This is a genomic window from Methanobrevibacter arboriphilus JCM 13429 = DSM 1125 (assembly GCF_002072215.1).
GTDB classification, from domain to species: Archaea; Methanobacteriota; Methanobacteria; order Methanobacteriales; family Methanobacteriaceae; genus Methanobinarius; species Methanobinarius arboriphilicus.
In genome coordinates this window covers 14731-32460 of record NZ_JXMW01000013.1, presented here as the reverse complement: position 1 = coordinate 32460, position 17730 = coordinate 14731, and the positions used below count along the sequence as shown (strand labels likewise).

Sequence of the window (17730 nt, the reverse complement as noted above, 5' to 3'; positions counted from 1 at the left end):
TAAAATCAGTCACATTAGTAACACCACCACTAGTATAGAAATAAAAACCATCACCACTAGTAACATTAATAGTATTATTCAAGAAATTAACACCCTTAACATTACCATTAGACAAATAAACATAAACACCATAACTAACACCAGTAATATTGTTGTTAGCGAAGGTTATATTGGTGTTGTTGCTGCCGTATGCCTCCAGAAAAACACCATAGTATGTTTCTGTGATGTAGTTGTTGGCGAAGGTTATATTGGTGTTGTTGCTGCCGTATGCATCCAGAAAAACACCAGAGCCGGATGTTCCTGTGATGTAGTTGTTGGCGAAGGTTATATTGGTGTTGTTGCTGCCGTATGCATACAGAGAAACACCAGAGCCGGATGTTCCTGTGATGCTGTTGTTAGCGAAGGTTATATTGTTGTTTTTGTTGCTGGATGCAGACAGAAAAACACCAGAGCCGGATGTTCCTGTGATGTTGTTGTTGGCGAAGGTTATATTGTTGTCGTTGCTGTTGTATGCATCCAGAAAAACACCAGAGCCGGATGTTCCTGTGATGTTGTTGTTAGCGAAGAAGATTATATTGATGTTGATGTTGTTGCTTAAGTATGTAGACATAAAAACACCATATGATGTTCCTGTGATGCTGTTGTTAGCGAAGGTTATATTGGTGTTGTTGCTGCCGTATGCCTCCAGAAAAACACCATAGTATGTTTCTGTGATGCTGTTGTTAGCGAAGGTTATATTGGTGTTGTTGCTGCCGTATGCCTCCAGAAAAACACCATAGTATGTTTCTGTGATGCTGTTATTGACGAAGGATATATTGGTGTTGTTGCTGGATGCACGCAGACAAACACCATAGGCGGATGTTCCTGTGATGTTGTTGTTTTCAAAAACCAAATTACCAGACGAAACAGGACTACCAGAGCTACCATCACCTAAGTATACACCAGAATAACCACCAGTTATATTATTACCACTAAATAAAACATCAAAAACAGTCTTATCAGCAGAGTTACCGAAAAAAGAAACAGCACCACGATAATTAGTAGCTATACTGGATTTAATAATATTATCCTTAATAACAACACCTGTTATAGGATTAGCACTACCACTACTACTTAAATTAATACTAACACCAGAAGTAGTAATATTATTATCACTAACAGTCAAATCACTACAATTAGATTTTATAGCTGTAGTATAACCACTAATAGTTAAATTAATAATCTTTACATTAGTAGCATTAATATTAAACAAAGTACCACTAGATGTTGTGAATTTAGCACCACCACGATTTTTACCAACAATAGTAGCATTACGACTAATATTAAGCTGACCCCAATCAACATACTCACCATCATCAAAACTAATCACCAAATCATTATCATTATCATTATTAATAACACTTTGAAACTGTTCAGTAGTATTAAATGTAGTAAAATCATGATTAGCTGCACTAACACTAGATAAAGCTAAAAAAATAAATAAAACACACATAACAAAAATAATTGGCTTAAAAAATCTATTTATTGTAAACATTTTCGTTTTTCACCTCCTGATCCAATCAATAAGTATATATAATATAAAATATGTAACTATAATAAAATGAACACTCACTATGTTACAATATAATATTATAAAAATACTCCTATATAAATGTTACCTCCTAAAAATAAAAAACAATAGCTACCCCCCCCCCCCCCCACCTTAAAATTAAAAATAAAGGATTATTAAAGATAATTAAAAAAATATAAGAAAAAAATACAAAAATTAGAAAAACTTAAAACAATAAAGAAAAAATGTATAAAAAAAATATAAATTAAAGTGATGATAAGATGGTATTAGTTGAAGAATTTGTTATTTCAAGTGCAAATGATGTTCCAGGATATAAAATTACTGAAACAAAAGGTTTTGCATATGGATTAACAGTAAGAAGTAGAGGATTAGGTGGACAACTTGGAGGAGAACTCCGATCTATTTTAGGTGGAGAAATAAAAGAATACCAACAAATGATGGAAGAATCAAGAGATAAAGCACTAAATAAATTAATAGAACATGCTAAAAGTATGGAAGCTAATGGATTAATAGCTGTTCGTTATGATTCAGATGCAGTAGCTACAAATATGCAAGAAGTATTAGCTTATGGAACTGCAGTTGTATTAGAAAAAGAGTAAAGAAAAAATAATATAAATATTACTATAATAAAAATTAGTAATAAAAATAGAAAAACATATAAATTATAAAAAATAATATAATACTACATTATTAAAGATCCAGAGGTTTTAATGAGTATTTATCATTTATTCATATAAAACCTCTATCCTATTTTTTCTAGCTAATTGTAAATATTTTTAAAACTATTTTTATAGCTATTATAACTTTTATTCTATTTCCTATTTTTTGTATATTGATTATTGAATTTTTTATAAAAGTCTTGATAAATGAATTTTTATTCTAATCTTATTTATAATAGCTATTTTTTAGTTATTAGTGTTATTATTGGTTTTGATGTTTTGTGATAATTTTTTTAATTTTTATATTTAAAAGTAATAGTTTTTTAGTTCAAATTATTACTAATAATCATTAGTAACTGTTAATCATTATGATATAAAAGTATTACTATTAACAAATATTTTTAAGATAATCAATGATCTTAACAGTATTATTAATAGCGATTTTTTATCTAATGCACTTAGAACAAGAAAAAATATGAATAATATTGATTGGAATAGTTATTATAACTATAACATAACTGTAATTGATAATTATGATAAAAAAAGGAATTAAAATTAGAAATGTTTACTAGAAGAAAAATTTAAAAAAGTAGTTCTTGAATTCCATTACAATTAGTTGATAAAGAATTATAGAATAAGAGAAAATTGTAAATAAGAAAATTCAATTAGCATAACTAAAAACATTTATATATGTGAGTAAGCTAAGAATATAATGAGTCATAAATGGAACGAATATCTGTTCCAATATATATTAAGATTTATTTTTTTATAAAAATTAGATCTGAATAATATGACTTTGAATAAAAAGATTGGTATAAAAAAAATATAAATTAAAGTGATGATAAGATGGTATTAGTTGAAGAATTTGTTATTTCAAGTGCAAATGATGTTCCAGGATATAAAATTACTGAAACAAAAGGTTTTGCATATGGATTAACAGTAAGAAGTAGAGGATTAGGTGGACAACTTGGAGGAGAACTCCGATCTATTTTAGGTGGAGAAATAAAAGAATACCAACAAATGATGGAAGAATCAAGAGATAAAGCACTAAATAAATTAATAGAACATGCTAAAAGTATGGAAGCTAATGGATTAATAGCTGTTCGTTATGATTCAGATGCAGTAGCTACAAATATGCAAGAAGTATTAGCTTATGGAACTGCAGTTGTATTAGAAAAAGAGTAAAGAAAAAATAATATAAATATTACTATAATAAAAATAGAAAAATATATAAATTATAAAAATAAACATAGGTACAAAGCTTTGAGATTCATCCTAAAAAGGATGAGTCTCACTCTAATTTTTTTTAAAAAAGAATATAAACATAACAAATTAATAACTACTTTTCTAATATTTAACTATCTATAAAAATTTTCTATTTTTATAAGCTTAAAAATAATTTTATATTATTTTAAAAATAATAATAAAAATAGGATTAAATAATAATAAATATAACTAAAAAAATATAGTAATATTAAAGGTGATTATAATTTTCAATGAAAATCTAATATTTAAAGACAAAAAAATTCCAAGAATAATCTTAGGAACAGCTCCATTTACAGCAGAAAGCTATTTTGGACATAGATCCAGATTATATCACCTTGATTTAGAGATAAACTCTGATAATGTAGCTAAAATAATAAAAAAAGCTAATGAAAATGGAGTAAATGCTATAAATTTAGTAAATAATGATAATTTAATAGAAAGCTATGAAAAGGTAGTAAAATACAGTGAAATAACTATTATTGGAACTGTTGGAAAAACAATAATCGATTATGTTAACCCAGATTATGGAAAAGCAAAAAATGTTGATTGGAAAAAAGACATAAAGCTTTTAGCTAAATATAATACTCCAATAATGCTTGTTGATGAATTTATTACTGATAGCTATGATTTTGAGTTAATTGAGGAAATATTAAAAGAAATTAAAAAACAAGGCGCATTTGCAGGGCTTATAACAGCTTACCCATATAAAACAACGGAAAAATTACTTGATTCGCCTATCTTAGATTTATTTGATTTTTATATGATTCCTGTAAATAAACTCGGATATATGATGGATACTAAAGTCTTTTTAGAAAAAGAAAGAGAAGATTTAGCTAATCTCATTGAAAAAATTGATAAAAAAATAATCATAAATAAAATATTAGCTTGTGGAATTCAACAACCAGAAGAGGCTTTTAATTTTTTAAAAGAATTAAATTATGCAGATATGGTTACAATTGGAGTAGCTAGTGAAAAAGAAGCTGAAACTGATTTCAAACTTTTAAAAGATATCTAAAACAATATTGTAAAACAAACAATATATAAATAAATTCTTAATTATTAAAAATATTAAGCTCTACTTTTTAAATAAATTATATTACTTTTAAGTCTATTACTATTTACTTTTATATCAATATCATTAAAAATTAAAAAAAATTATCACAAAACATCAAAACCAATAATAACACTAATAACTAAAAAATAGCTATTATAAATAAGATTAGAATAAAAATTCATTTATCAAGACTTTTATAAAAAATTCAATAATCAATATACAAAAAATAGGAAATAGAATAAAAGTTATAATAGCTATAAAAATAGTTTTAAAAATATTTACAATTAGCTAGAAAAAATAGGATAGAGGTTTTATATGAATAAATGATAAATACTCATTAAAACCTCTGGATCTTTAATAATGTAGTATTATATTATTTTTTATAATATATTATTTTTTATAATTTATATATTTTTCTATTTTTATTACAATAATAATATATAATATTATAGTAATACTTTTATAATATGAAGAACATAACAATATCTTGCAGTATCACCAACTTAAAAAAACATTGATTATATCTTAAGGAGAAGGATCTTTAATAATGTAAAATCAATAGACCTTCTCACTAAGCTTTGAGGAGATGATACTCATGAAATCAAAGATATTAATATTTGTTTATAATTTAAAATTCATCTTTAAATTTAGAAAACTTTTTATTTTCTATATATTTATAAGAAGACAAAGTTGGTTTTCTGCGCCATATATAACTATTTCGATTATAAATCTGATAAAAATATGTTATAATATCAATATTTTAATTAATAATAAAAATAATAGTAATTATAAAGTTAAAACTAATTATCTCTTCTTTCTTTAACTAAATTCAAAAATTCTTTAGAATCCTCTGCTTCTTTTAATTCCCATGACCTAATAACAGGAATACCATCTAAAGAATCCTTAATCTTCTTGTTATTGACAATGAAAAAAGAGTCAGAATCAGTTATCAAAGATAAATCTTTTAAACTAATAGCCATCTTATGAAGAGTTTTTTCAGGACGATTACTGTCTAAACTAGCTATAAGCGGATTTTCTTCTGTTGAATAATCATTAACTCCTTTTTCAATAGCTAATGCATCAAAAGGTGTGCTTTTAGTTTCAAGAACTCCAAAACCTAAATTAGCTAAATCTTTTGTTTTTTCATTATTTATTGAATTATCAGAGCTAATCTTATTAAAATCTGTTTTATCAGATTTAATATTAAATAAATCAATGTCAACAGTAATCTTCATATTTAAAATATCTTCAAGAATCATTGCTGTTTCAGGATTAGCTCTAACCATATCATTCTCATATTTATAAATAGTTTCCCTTGAAACATGAGCAAGATCAGCTAAATCCTTTAGTGAAAGAGAGTATTCATCACGGTACTCTTTTAAAATGTTTCCATTGATATTAACATAATATCCTCCCCTATCAGCTAAAAACTCAGGATATTCATCATATAAAATTATATTTTTAAGAGTATCAATACCAATAACTGGAAGACCATGTCTTTCATAAACAACATCCTCCTCAAGCTTATGTGTTTTAGATTTAACCCCCACAACAAGAGGAGATGCAAGGAAAGTGCTAGCTACCTTTCTTATTTCTTGAACATGTGCCTCATTAACACTATCAATATTAACTAACACTTTTAAAAGAATTAAAAGTAATTTTTTTCGAGCAGCCATATCAAAACAACTTTGATAATAGACCTGTGAAGTTTCAAATCCTCCTCCACTCAATAATTGACTTATTTCTTGAATAACTTGATTCCTATTCATAGTTTCCATAGGAACACCCATATATTGTTTTAAAACAAATGAAAATGTTTTAAAGCTTATAAAATTATTTTTAAATTTAAAGAGATAATTAATTAATAATAAATTATTATTCAGTATTATTATTAGTATTATTAATAATATCATTAATTATTTTGTTATTAATATCATTAATTAACGTATTATTAATATTATTAATTAATATATTATTAATTAAAATATATATTAGTTTAAAAATATTATTAATCTAATCAATTTAAAAATATATTGATTTTTTAGTATTATAAATATTCCTTTTTGAATTATAAAAACAAAGTCTTATATAAAAACTTATATATTAACCAATGAAAATTTATTTATTATATAATAAAATCATTGAAAAAATGAAAAATATGGTAGTGATAAAATGGAATATGAGATTAAAGGTGGATCTTTCCCAATGGTAATTTGTAAATTAGAAAAAGGAGAAACTATGAAAAATGAAGGAGGATCCATGGCACTAATGACATCAAAAATTAAGATGGAAAGTAGTACTGGAGGAGGAATCCTTAAAGGTCTTGGTAGAGCATTAGCAGGAGATTCTATTTTTTTAAATTTCTTTACAGCCGAAGAAGACGATCAAGAAATTGGTTTTGCAAATAGTTTTCCCGGAAAAATAATTCCAATAGAGTTAGATGGTAATAAAACAATAATTGCTCAAAAAAGTGCTTATCTAGCATCAGAAAAGGATGTTGATATTAATATGCATTTTAGAAAAAAATTAGGTACTGGACTGTTTGGAGGAGAAGGATTCATACTTCAAAAATTTTCAGGAGTTGGAATAGTCTTTTTAGAAATCGATGGAGAAGTTGTAGAATACGATTTAAAAGAAGGTGAAAAATTAGTTATAGATCAAGGTCACCTTGCTGCGATGGATGAATCTGTTGATTTTGATATACAAAGAGTTAAAGGTGCTAAAAATATCATGTTTGGAGGAGAAGGTCTTTTCTTAGGCACTTTAACTGGACCTGGAAAGGTTTGGGTACAAACAATGCCATTAAGCAATTTTATCGAAGCTATTATACCTTATATACCACGTAATGATTGATAAATGGAAATTTCATTTTTCCATTTTTTTTAACTTTACTTTTATCTTAAGTTCATAGCAATTAATTTAGATCTAGTCATATCATTAACAGCATATTTAACTCCTTCTTTTCCCATCCCACTCATTTTAAATCCACCAAATGGCATGTTATCGGTTCTAAAAGTAGATTGTTTATTGATAAAAACAGAACCTGCCTCAATTTCATTTGCACATTTTAAAGCATTCTTAAGACTTTCAGTAAACACACCAGCTTGAAGCCCAAATTCAGAATTATTAGCTGCAGATATAGCTTCTTCAACACCATTAACCCGAATTATAGGTGAAACAGGACCAAAAGTCTCATTTACAACAATATCCATGTCAGAAGTTATATTGTCCAGAATAGTTGGCTCAAAAAAGTTACCATCACGATTTCCACCAGTTAAAAGTCTAGCGCCTCTTTTATAAGACCTAACAACAGACTGTTCAACCATCTTAGCCGCATCTTCATCAATTAAAGGACCAATGTCAGTTTTAGGATCCATTGGATCTCCTATTTTAAGTTTTTCAGTTTCCTTAACAAATAAGTCAATGAATTCATCAGCTATAACTTCATCAACAATAATTCTCTTAACAGCCATACAAACTTGACCAGAATAAAGATAAGAACCTAAAACAGCAGCTTTCACAGATTTTTCAATGTCAGCATCTTCAAGGACAATTAAAGGATCATTTCCACCAAGTTCCAATGTTATCTTTTTCATTCCAGCTCGATTTGAAATTAAAAGCCCAGTAGCTACACTACCAGTAAAAGAAATTTTATCTATATCATCATTTACTGTTAACTCATCTCCAATTTCCCCACCAAAGCCAGTGACAGTATTAATAACACCATCTGGAAATTCTTGAGATATAATCTCAACAAGCCTCATGGCAGCAAGAGGAGCTTGAAGTGATGGTTTTAATATGGTTGTATTTTTTGCAGCAATCGCTGGGGCAATTTTATGAATAGCTAAATTTACAGGATAATTAAAAGGAGTAATAGCTGCAACAACACCTAAAGGAATCTTTTGAGTAAAAGCAAAAAATCCTTTTCCACCAATCCCTGCATCTAAAGGTACAGTTTCTCCATAAATTCTTTTAGCTTCTTCTGCAGCAAATTTTAAAGTTTCAACTGATCTTTCCATCTCACCTATAGAATCTTTGATTGGTTTTCCTGTTTCTTTTGTTATTAACTTAGCTAATGATTTTTTTTCACTTTTTAAAGATTCATAAGCAGAATACAATCCTTCAGATACTTTTTTTGAAGAAAAATCATTTAGTTCTTTTTTTGCTTTATTTGCAGCAGAAATAGCAAGTTTAACATCTCCCCTATCACCAATAGGAACTGTATCTACAATTTCATTATTATATGGATTTTTAACATCAAAAAGTTCTTCTTTAGATTTAAATTCTCCATTAATTAGCATTTTCATCTATACACCCCAATTTTAAATTTTATAATTCATATGAATATTGTTAAAGTACAAACATTAAATTAATCACATTAACTTAAATTAATAAAACATATCTAAATTAAATATTAGATTAAAACTTAAATTAAATCATTAGATTAGATCAACAATTCATTAATATTCATTATAATAATATATTTCTTAATACATCCATAGTTAATAGATTCATTATTTACTATTACATTCATAATTAATACATCATATATTACATTTTAATATAATACCTCTATTGTTATATTCTTTAATATATTCATTATTATATTCTTTATAATATTATATTTATTAATATATTTTTAAATAAAGATTTAAATAATTGTTGGAACTTTAAAATAGATTTAAACTTAAATTATAATAATTAAAATAAAATAGAATATAAAAAATTAAAACAAAATATAAATCAATTTAAACAATCAAAACTTTGAATGAATACTTTCAATAGACTTATTGATATTATTAAGTTCATTAGAGCTGATTTCATCCCCAATACTTAAAATATAGCTTTTATAAAAAGACATAGCGATTAAAACAATCACAATCATACCACCAATTAAAAGAATCAATTCAGCACTTGACTGTCCACTTTCATCAAATATTAACATATCAAGCTTCAAACTAAAAAATTTAGACTTCAAACTAACAAAATTCAAATTAACCATATAATCCACCTAACCATTAAACTATTTCAAAAATCAGCCTATAATTAATTGTTTAAATTGCTAAAAAATAAGATCCAAAATTGCTTATTATGTAAAATAAACTATAAGCTATTATCAATAAAGGAATTGAAAATTTTATTCCTTTTTTAACATTACCATACATTACTAAACTAATAATTAAACCAGCTAAAATAGAATGAATAATAATATAAGACCCTGCAGCTATTTTTGAAGTTTCAATGAGTTCACTACCTTTACCAAGACTTGTCATAAAAGAAGAATAAATTCCAATCATACCCAGAGCAAATGGAGCAGCGATAACAGCAGAAATCACTAAAAAAATAACTGCCATCATTACGCTTGACTTTCTATCTCTTTTTAAAGCATTTAATTCTCTTAAATCATCCGATACATTTTCAATTATATCAGCTAAATTTCCACCAGTTTTTTTAGCTTCAATTATCAACTTAAAAGTTCTTTCAAGATTTTTAGACTTTAATCTAGCTGATATTGCCACCATACTTTCATTAAAATCTCTACCCATTTTTATCTCAATTACTGAACGTTTTATCTCATCATATAATGGACCAGACCCATATTTAGATAATTCTTCCATTGCATTTTCAAAACTTAAACCTACTCTCAACATTGAAGCTAATTGTCTTAAAAAATCAGGAATCGATTTTTCTACATTTTCACTTCTTTTTTCAGATTTATATATTATAATACATGCTAAAAATCCAGGAGGGATAGCTATTGCAAGCACTATTGATATTAATAAATCAAAATTAAAAATAATAGATAAAAATATGAATAAGATTAATAAAAATACTACAAAAATAATTAATATAGCTAAAATCTCTGAAGCTACAGTAAATATTCCACTTACTAATAAAATCTCTTGAAAACTAATTGAATATTTTTTAGGGATTTTATCATCAATAAATTTAGAAATTAAATAAATTAAATCATTTATAATCACATTAACACCATAAAAAAAATAATATCATGAAAAAAATAAAAAAACTATAATTAATAAGTATTAATGAATATTTAAGAAGTGATTAATAAATATTATTCAATTTAAAAGTTAATATTTAATATAAATAGTAAAATTAAGATTAAAGAGTATTATTTTAAAAAAACAAAAAGATAGTTGTATTTTAAAAATATTGATTAAAAATAAAATAAATAAAAATAGATAAATAGAAATTTATCAATGTTTCCTTAAAATTATATGAAATACTACTATCTCCATATTTCTATACATAGGAAAAATTACTGCATAGAAAATTCTAAAAAGTCTTCTACAACTTAGGAACTTAATAATGCTATGATTATATATGGAAAAAAATAAAACTAATTTTAAAGTTCATAAGGGAGATTTCCAATAATTTCAGCTTTATGTTTACCAACAACAATAGTATCCTCTATTCTAACACCAAATTCCCCTTCCAAATATATTCCAGGTTCTATTGTAACAACCATATTCTCTTCTAAAACAGTTTTATCTTTTTTAGAAATACTCGGTGTTTCATGAATATTAAGACCTAAACTATGGCCAGTTGAATGAATAAAATTTTCACTATAACCATAATCCCCAATTATGGACCTAGCTACATTATCAATCTCACAAGCAATTTTTCCAGCTTTTACTGTCTTAATTGCCTTATTATAAGCTTCAAGAACTATATCAAAAACTTCTTTTTGTTTTTCATTATTATAATCAATCATAGTTCTACTTGTATCAGAACAATAGCCATTACACTTAGAACCCCAATCCATTAAAATTAAATCCTCAAGTTTCCTATTTTCAATAGTTGCATGAGGAAGGGATGAATTTGATCCAGTAGCAACGATTGTTTCAAAAGATTCCTCACTAGCCCCATTACTTCTAATTAAGTAGCCAAGTTCATAAGCTATTTCCCAGTCAGTTATTGAATTTTCTTGTTTTTCACGAATATCCAATTCTATAAAAGATTTATGAGCAATATCTGTTGCTTTTTTTATCATTTTAATTTCATTATTAGATTTGATCATGCGTTCTTTTTCTAAAAAATCTTCAACAGACAATTCCCAACTCTCTTTTTTTGTTTTATCGGCGCATAATTTTTTATAAGAACTTACAGGAAGATTTCCTTCAATAGCTATCTTTTTAAGATTTTCTTTATTGAAAACTTCTTTTAATTCTGAAATTGATTTAAATTCCTCTACTTCAATCCATGATGAATTTGAAGCTAATTCTTTATCCATAGCTGTTGTAAATATGACAGGATCTTCTTTTAAAAGACATATTGCAAAACTCGAAGGAAGATAATTGGAAACATATTTAATATTATTAAACTGAGTTAGAAGCATTCCATCATAATCTTTTTCATCCATTCTATTTAAAATACTCTTAGTCCTATCATTAATAGTCTTATCTTTCAAATTTTACACCTTAATCATTATAAACATTATAAAATTATTAAATATCCAAATATCCAAATATCCAAATATTCAAATGATATCTAAATATCCAAATTATCCAAATGATATCTAAATATCAAAGTTTCAAAATATCTAAATATTCAATTTCAAAATATCTAAATGTCCAAATTTTCCTTAATCAACGCAATTAAATCAGTTCTCATTTTAGAAGAAATTTTTTTAGTAATTGCCCTTGCAAAGAAACCAAAATCAGGATCATTAAATTCTAAACCTTCAAAAACAACAGGTTTTTTATATCTAGGAATAAAGTGCCAATGAATATGAGGTTTAGGATTATTATTTCTAAAAACTGAATTTTTTAGACAACTCCAATTAAATAAATCCGCATTGAAAGTTTTTTTATTAGCTAATTCCATACTTTCAACTAATTTTCCAAAATCAGCCCATTCTTCTAAATATAAATCTTTTAAATCTTCACATCGTCTTTTTAAGCTAACAACACAAGTTCCTAAGTATCTTTGAGAAGGAGCTAAAAATATTTCCCAATAATCTGTTTCAGCTATTAAATCTCCATAACTACTATCAATAGAAAACTCACATATTTTATCTTCACATAAATCACTATCTAAATAATCTTCAGACGAAATAACATTATTTAAATTACTTTCAGTTGAGTTATTTTTAATTGAAGCATTTTTAGCTAAGCTATTTTTATATGAATTGTTTTTAGCTAAAATATTCTTAGCTGAATTATTCTCAGTTAAATTATTCTTAGCTGAATTATCCCTAGCTGAATTATTCTCAGTTAAATTATTATTAGCTGAATTAATTTTAATTGAATCATTTTTAGTTGAATTATTTTCAATGTTTTTTATAACCCTACTATCTTTCATGCTTACTATATATAGAATTAATAATATTAGTATTTTTAGAAAATTTAATATTTTAAATTTCTAAAAGTTATAAAAATATTGCAAAAATTTATAAACTTTAGATAATAATTATAAATATATGTTTAAATTTAGTTCTAATGAAATAAGAGACTTATTTATATCATTTTTTATAATTTCCTTAGCCTTTTCAATTCTTTACTCTAGGTTAGATTTTACAAATATACTCAATATACTGCCTATGGTAATGGTTGGTGTGGGATTAGGATTCATACTTCACGAAGTAGCACACAAAATAAGTGCAATGAGATATGGTTATTGGGCAGAATATAAAACTTGGACACCAGGATTATTCATAGCACTGGTAAGTTCAGCATTTGGTTTTATCTTTGCAGCTCCAGGAGCAGTTCATATTTATGGACAATATATGACTGATAGAGAAAATGGAATAATCTCTATATCTGGACCTTTAACAAATATAATTCTATCTCTAATCTTCTTAGCTGTAGCTTTGATGCTAGGTAATACCTACATTGGATTGTTTAATCCATTGATAGCTGTTCCATTATGGGTAAATATATTATTCCAAACATGCCTACTAGGTTTTTCAATCAATGCATTTTTAGCATTATTCAACTTAATACCAATTGGAATATTAGATGGAGCTAAAGTATTTAGATGGGATCCATTTATATGGTTAGCTAGTGTAATAGTAGCAGGAATTATGGTTTATTTCTCATTTACAGGATTCTTTTTTAATTAATTAAAAAATTAAAATTATTTATAATATTAAAATTATTTATAAAATTTAAATTATTTATTAAATTAACCCTATTTGTAAAATTAAAATTATTATAAACTGAAATAAATATAAATATAAAATTGAAATAATTATAAAATCAGAATATTTTTATAAAATTAAGTGGTTAGCATGTTTTCAGATATCCAAATTAGCTATTTTTCATGTACACACAGAGCTATAGAACCTTCTAAAACAATAGCTGAATATAAAGACAAGTTAAAAATAGCTGGAATAACTAGAGTTACTGATATAACCCACTTAGACAGAATAGGAATTCCTGTATTTTCAGCTATTCGACCCACAGCACAAGATGGAGGGGTGAGTATTTATGCTGGAAAAGGAGCTAAAAAAGACCAAGCTAAAGCATCAGCTATGATGGAAGGCTTTGAAAGATACTCTGCAGAAAAACAAAGCATTGATGATGAAAACTCCAAATTAGCTACTTTAAGTGAGATGGATGGTGAGAAATTTATCCATCCAGATGATCTGATTATATCAAATGAAGTTAAAAGTTTGGACTTTGAAAAAGAAAGAAAGATAGAATGGACTCTAACAAAAGATATAATCACAGAAAATGATTATTATATTCCATCTAATGCGATTTTTCATCCATATATTCCTAAAGATGCGAAAAACACATCAGCTATTTTTAAAGGAAACACCAATGGTTTAGCTTCTGGAAATGTTCTAGAAGAAGCTGTTCTTCATGGAATGCTTGAAGTAATAGAAAGGGATGCCTGGAGTATTTTTGAGTTAACTAAGAAAAATAAAAAATGTATAAATATTGATAATATAGAAAATCCTTTAATCAATGAATTACTTGAAAAGTTTAAAAAAGAATCTATCAATATAAAACTCATGGATTTAACTGCAGATATAGCCATTCCAACAATTGCAGCTACAGCAGATGACACAATACTTAAAGACCCTGCACTTTTAACACTTGGAATTGGTACTCATTTAAACCCAGAAATTGCAGTTATGAGAGCTTTAACTGAAGTAGCACAAAGTAGAGCTACACAAATCCATGGGACAAGAGAAGATACTTCAAGAGCAGTTTTAATGCGTAAAGCTGGTTATGAACGTATGAAAAAAATCAATAAACATTATTTTGAAGAACAAGAAAACGATGATATAGTTGATTTAAGTGATATTGAGGATAAAAGTACTGATTCATTGAAAAAAGATATAGAAATAACAACTAATGAATTGAAAAGGAATAATATCGATAAAATATTATTTAAAAATCTTACAAGAAAAGAAATTGGAATAAATGTAGTTAGGGTAATTATTCCAGGAACTGAAAACTTTTCAATTGATCCTGATAGAGTTGGGAAACGTTGGATGAAATTTAAATAGATAAAAGAATTATAATAATTAGAAAAATTATAATAATATACTAATTAAATCTAAAAAAGATAAAATGGATGAAAAAAAGATAATAATATTTACTGGGCCTTCACTATCGATTGAAGAAGCATCTAAAATATTAAAAGCAGATTACCGAGAACCAATTCAAAGGGGAGATATTTTAAAAGCAATGCAAGATTCTCCAGATATTATTGGTATAATAGATGGTGTTTTTCATCAAAGTCCTGCTGTTGGACATAAAGAAATTATAGAAGCTATAAACAAGGGGATAACAATAGTTGGTGGAGGAAGTATGGGTGCTCTTAGAGCATCTGAGTTAGATAGTCTTGGAATGAAGGGAATTGGATATGTTTATAATGAATACTCATCAGGAAACATTGAATCTGATGATGATGTAGCTATTGTTTTTGACAGTGCAACTGGAGAGCCATTTTCTGAAGCATTGGTAAATGTTGATTATAAATTTAAAGAAGCAGTGAAATCAGGCATTATTAATGATGATGAAAGAAAAGAATTAATAAGTGTAGCTAAATCCATTTATTATCCTAAAAGAACATATTACAATATTTTTAAAAACTCAAGTATTGATGAAGGAAAAAAAGAAAAATTAATAGATTTTATTGTTGAACTTGTTGATGTTAAAAAACAAGACGCAATAGCTGTTTTAAAATACATAAAAGATTTAAAATGAATTAATTGAAATAAAAAAAATATTATAGGGGCGAAAACCATAAAATCTTCCCTAAGAGACTTTTACTAGATAAAAAACACCCTGAACTAATAAAAATCATATAAATGTCATGAGAAAACTAGATAAAGGGAAAATATGGTACATTAACTTCCGTAAACTTCCTTAAATATTCAATTTAATCAGAAGGTTAGCAATACAAATAATTGATATTGTGAAAGCTTTTATAAAAATATATTTAAATTATCTGATATACTAACACCCCTTTATAGTTATAGAAGAGAATCAGAGACACTGTTTCCCCAAAAAAGATAAACTCTACAACTTAGGAACTTAGTAATACCACGATAAAAAAATATGTAATAAAAAATATATGAATATTACTATAATAAAAATTAGTAATAATAATAATAAGAAAATTTAAATATTAGAAAAAATAATATAAACCTAGCTACATAGCTTGAGATTCAAGAAAATGAATCTCACTCCAAATTTTTTAAAAAAAGAACTTAAAATTTATCATTTTATCAACTACTTTTCTAATAGTCCCCTAAATATAAAAATAATAGAAAATAAAGTATAAATAAAAAACTATAAAAAAATGAAATTTTTTGGTTTTATTAAATATATACTTGAGAATTATAATATTTCCATTTTTTATCAAATTTTTTATCATTGATATTTTTAAATAAATATTGCGGATACCACTATTTTTAATGAAATTTCAAAAAATAGAGTTTATTCTATGAAAAAACTGTTTTTATAAATATTTAAGAAAAATAAGATAAAATAAATAAAAATATAAATAGAATATCTAATATAAGTATTAGAAAATAAGGAAAAATATTTATTACTATTGTTAAATAAAGAAATATAAAAAAATTAGTATGAATAAATAGAATGTAGGTTTTAAGATCATGAAATTAGCTAAAAAAATCGAAAAAGTAGAAAAAATTCTAAAAGGAAAAGATATTGTTATTGCTTTTTCAGGAGGTGCAGATAGTACATTAATTGCTTATTTAGCTAAAAAAGTAGCAAATAATATACTTGCGGTTACACTTAACAATGAAATAATGCCTTCTAATTTTTTAAATAATGCAAAGAAAATTGCTGATTCAATAGGAATAGAACATGAGATAATTGATGAAAATTTCCTTGAAATAGACAAATTCAAAGAAAATAATCCTAATCGATGTTATTTATGTAGAAGTATAATGTATTCAAATATAAAAAAGTTAGCAGAGGAAAAAGGTTTTGAAACAATAGTTGATGGTACAAACATAAGTGATTTACTTGAAGATAGGCCAGGAATAATGATAAATTATGAAAATGATATTCTAAGCCCTTTAGTTAATGCAGGTATTGAAAAAGAAGATGTTTTAACATATTTAAGCGAAAATAATATTGAATATTCACAATCTACAACATGTTTAGCAACTAGGATAAAAACTGGTCAGGAAATAACTGTTAAAAAGATTAATAGAATTAAATATGCTGAAGATTTTATTAAAAGTCTTACTCATAGTGAAACAGTTCGAGTAAGAGACATAGAAAATACTGCACAGATAGAATTAGAGAATATTGATCCTCTTCTTAATAAAAACACACTTAAATTAGTTGAAAGTGAACTAAAAGCAGTTAATTTTGAAAAAATTACTTTAGATATTGGAACAAAAAATCATGAGAAAAAAGATATAGTTATTTACAAACCTTGTAAAGATGAAGCAAATAAAATAATGTTTGAAAACGAGCTACCCTATAATATTGATATTGGAAAAACCTGTCCAAATCTTGAAAAATTAGGTAAATTAAAATGTTCAAAAAAAATGGGAGTAGCTATGTTGGATATTAATGGACGTAATGTTACTCTTTTTGAAAATGGAAAAATAGTAGCTCGTAAAGTAAAAGATAAAGAAGATGCCCAAAATATCCTAATTGAAGTTCTGCCTATGATTCGTAGAATAATATAAGTAGAATAATATAAATAAAATAATATAA

General features: G+C 25.7%; 15 protein-coding genes. 8 read left to right on the top strand and 7 right to left on the bottom strand.

Translation table 11 applies throughout. From position 1 onward, the window contains the following. A partial coding sequence (locus tag MBBAR_RS07130; protein WP_143746161.1) for a right-handed parallel beta-helix repeat-containing protein occupies positions 1–1534 on the bottom strand: 1534 nt, incomplete at its 3' end. Between the two features lie 296 nt (positions 1535–1830). On the opposite strand from MBBAR_RS07130, the gene MBBAR_RS07125 reads away from it, so the two are divergent. The 3 genes from MBBAR_RS07125 (at position 1831) to MBBAR_RS07115 (ending at position 4510) form a co-directional block, all read left to right on the top strand. Continuing rightward, positions 1831–2169: a heavy metal-binding domain-containing protein gene (locus MBBAR_RS07125; protein ID WP_080460610.1), complete on the top strand. Its 339-nt coding sequence runs from the start codon at positions 1831–1833 to the stop codon at positions 2167–2169. Positions 2170–3075: 906 nt separating this feature from the next. Beyond that, positions 3076–3414: a heavy metal-binding domain-containing protein gene (locus MBBAR_RS07120; protein ID WP_080460610.1), complete on the top strand. Its 339-nt coding sequence runs from the start codon at positions 3076–3078 to the stop codon at positions 3412–3414. A gap of 295 nt (positions 3415–3709) precedes the next feature. Beyond that, entirely contained in the window at positions 3710–4510 is an 801-nt protein-coding gene (locus MBBAR_RS07115) for a hypothetical protein (RefSeq protein ID WP_249025045.1), read from the top strand. A gap of 839 nt (positions 4511–5349) precedes the next feature. Here the strand turns inward: MBBAR_RS07115 and MBBAR_RS07105 are convergent. Further along, positions 5350–6327 carry a transcriptional regulator gene (locus tag MBBAR_RS07105; protein WP_080460608.1) on the bottom strand — a complete coding sequence of 326 codons (978 nt, stop codon included), beginning with the start codon at positions 6325–6327 and terminating at the stop codon, positions 5350–5352. A 394-nt stretch (positions 6328–6721) separates the two neighbouring features. Between MBBAR_RS07105 and MBBAR_RS07100 the strand changes: the two genes are divergently transcribed. After that, positions 6722–7402, top strand: a complete 681-nt coding sequence (locus tag MBBAR_RS07100) for a TIGR00266 family protein (protein WP_080460607.1) — start codon at positions 6722–6724, stop codon at positions 7400–7402. 41 nt (positions 7403–7443) lie between these two features. On the opposite strand, the gene MBBAR_RS07095 is transcribed toward MBBAR_RS07100, so the two are convergent. From MBBAR_RS07095 to MBBAR_RS10110, 5 genes are all read right to left on the bottom strand, one after another. Continuing rightward, positions 7444–8856, bottom strand: coding sequence for a lactaldehyde dehydrogenase (locus MBBAR_RS07095; protein ID WP_080460606.1), 1413 nt, complete (start codon positions 8854–8856; stop codon positions 7444–7446). A gap of 449 nt (positions 8857–9305) precedes the next feature. Continuing rightward, the gene (locus MBBAR_RS07090) at positions 9306–9551 is read right to left on the bottom strand and encodes a class III signal peptide-containing protein (RefSeq protein WP_080460605.1); all 246 of its coding nucleotides are present in this window, start codon (positions 9549–9551) and stop codon (positions 9306–9308) included. A gap of 52 nt (positions 9552–9603) precedes the next feature. Then, positions 9604–10533, bottom strand: a complete 930-nt coding sequence (locus MBBAR_RS07085; RefSeq protein ID WP_249025044.1) for a type II secretion system F family protein — start codon at positions 10531–10533, stop codon at positions 9604–9606. Between the two features lie 383 nt (positions 10534–10916). Continuing rightward, positions 10917–11981 carry a M24 family metallopeptidase gene (locus MBBAR_RS07080; protein WP_282956050.1) on the bottom strand — a complete coding sequence of 355 codons (1065 nt, stop codon included), beginning with the start codon at positions 11979–11981 and terminating at the stop codon, positions 10917–10919. 155 nt (positions 11982–12136) lie between these two features. After that, entirely contained in the window at positions 12137–12874 is a 738-nt protein-coding gene (locus MBBAR_RS10110) for an HIT family protein (protein WP_143746160.1), read from the bottom strand. 118 nt (positions 12875–12992) lie between these two features. Here MBBAR_RS10110 and MBBAR_RS07070 point away from each other — a divergent pair, with 118 nt between their 5' ends. The 4 genes from MBBAR_RS07070 (at position 12993) to larE (ending at position 17702) form a co-directional block, all read left to right on the top strand. Beyond that, complete coding sequence (locus MBBAR_RS07070) at positions 12993–13634, top strand: site-2 protease family protein (RefSeq protein WP_080460604.1); 642 nt, start codon at positions 12993–12995, stop codon at positions 13632–13634. Positions 13635–13802: 168 nt separating this feature from the next. Then, entirely contained in the window at positions 13803–15032 is a 1230-nt protein-coding gene (locus MBBAR_RS07065; RefSeq protein WP_080460603.1) for a YcaO-related McrA-glycine thioamidation protein, read from the top strand. Between the two features lie 64 nt (positions 15033–15096). After that, a complete protein-coding gene (locus MBBAR_RS07060) occupies positions 15097–15735 on the top strand; it encodes a TfuA-related McrA-glycine thioamidation protein (protein WP_080460602.1) in 639 nt (212 codons plus the stop codon). Positions 15736–16649: 914 nt separating this feature from the next. Next, on the top strand, positions 16650–17702 hold the full coding sequence (gene larE / locus MBBAR_RS07055) for an ATP-dependent sacrificial sulfur transferase LarE (protein WP_080460601.1): 1053 nt from the start codon (positions 16650–16652) through the stop codon (positions 17700–17702). The last annotated feature ends 28 nt before the right edge of the window (positions 17703–17730 follow it).

Coding starts and splice junctions, on each gene's coding strand:
- MBBAR_RS07125 (WP_080460610.1), top strand. CDS start 1,831: ATGGTATTAGTTGAAGAATTTGTTATTTCAAGTGCAAATGATGTTCCA.
- MBBAR_RS07120 (WP_080460610.1), top strand. CDS start 3,076: ATGGTATTAGTTGAAGAATTTGTTATTTCAAGTGCAAATGATGTTCCA.
- MBBAR_RS07105 (WP_080460608.1), bottom strand. CDS start 6,327: ATGGAAACTATGAATAGGAATCAAGTTATTCAAGAAATAAGTCAATTA.
- MBBAR_RS07100 (WP_080460607.1), top strand. CDS start 6,722: ATGGAATATGAGATTAAAGGTGGATCTTTCCCAATGGTAATTTGTAAA.
- MBBAR_RS07095 (WP_080460606.1), bottom strand. CDS start 8,856: ATGAAAATGCTAATTAATGGAGAATTTAAATCTAAAGAAGAACTTTTT.
- MBBAR_RS07090 (WP_080460605.1), bottom strand. CDS start 9,551: ATGGTTAATTTGAATTTTGTTAGTTTGAAGTCTAAATTTTTTAGTTTG.
- MBBAR_RS10110 (WP_143746160.1), bottom strand. CDS start 12,874: ATGAAAGATAGTAGGGTTATAAAAAACATTGAAAATAATTCAACTAAA.
- MBBAR_RS07070 (WP_080460604.1), top strand. CDS start 12,993: ATGTTTAAATTTAGTTCTAATGAAATAAGAGACTTATTTATATCATTT.
- MBBAR_RS07065 (WP_080460603.1), top strand. CDS start 13,803: ATGTTTTCAGATATCCAAATTAGCTATTTTTCATGTACACACAGAGCT.
- MBBAR_RS07060 (WP_080460602.1), top strand. CDS start 15,097: ATGGATGAAAAAAAGATAATAATATTTACTGGGCCTTCACTATCGATT.
- larE (WP_080460601.1), top strand. CDS start 16,650: ATGAAATTAGCTAAAAAAATCGAAAAAGTAGAAAAAATTCTAAAAGGA.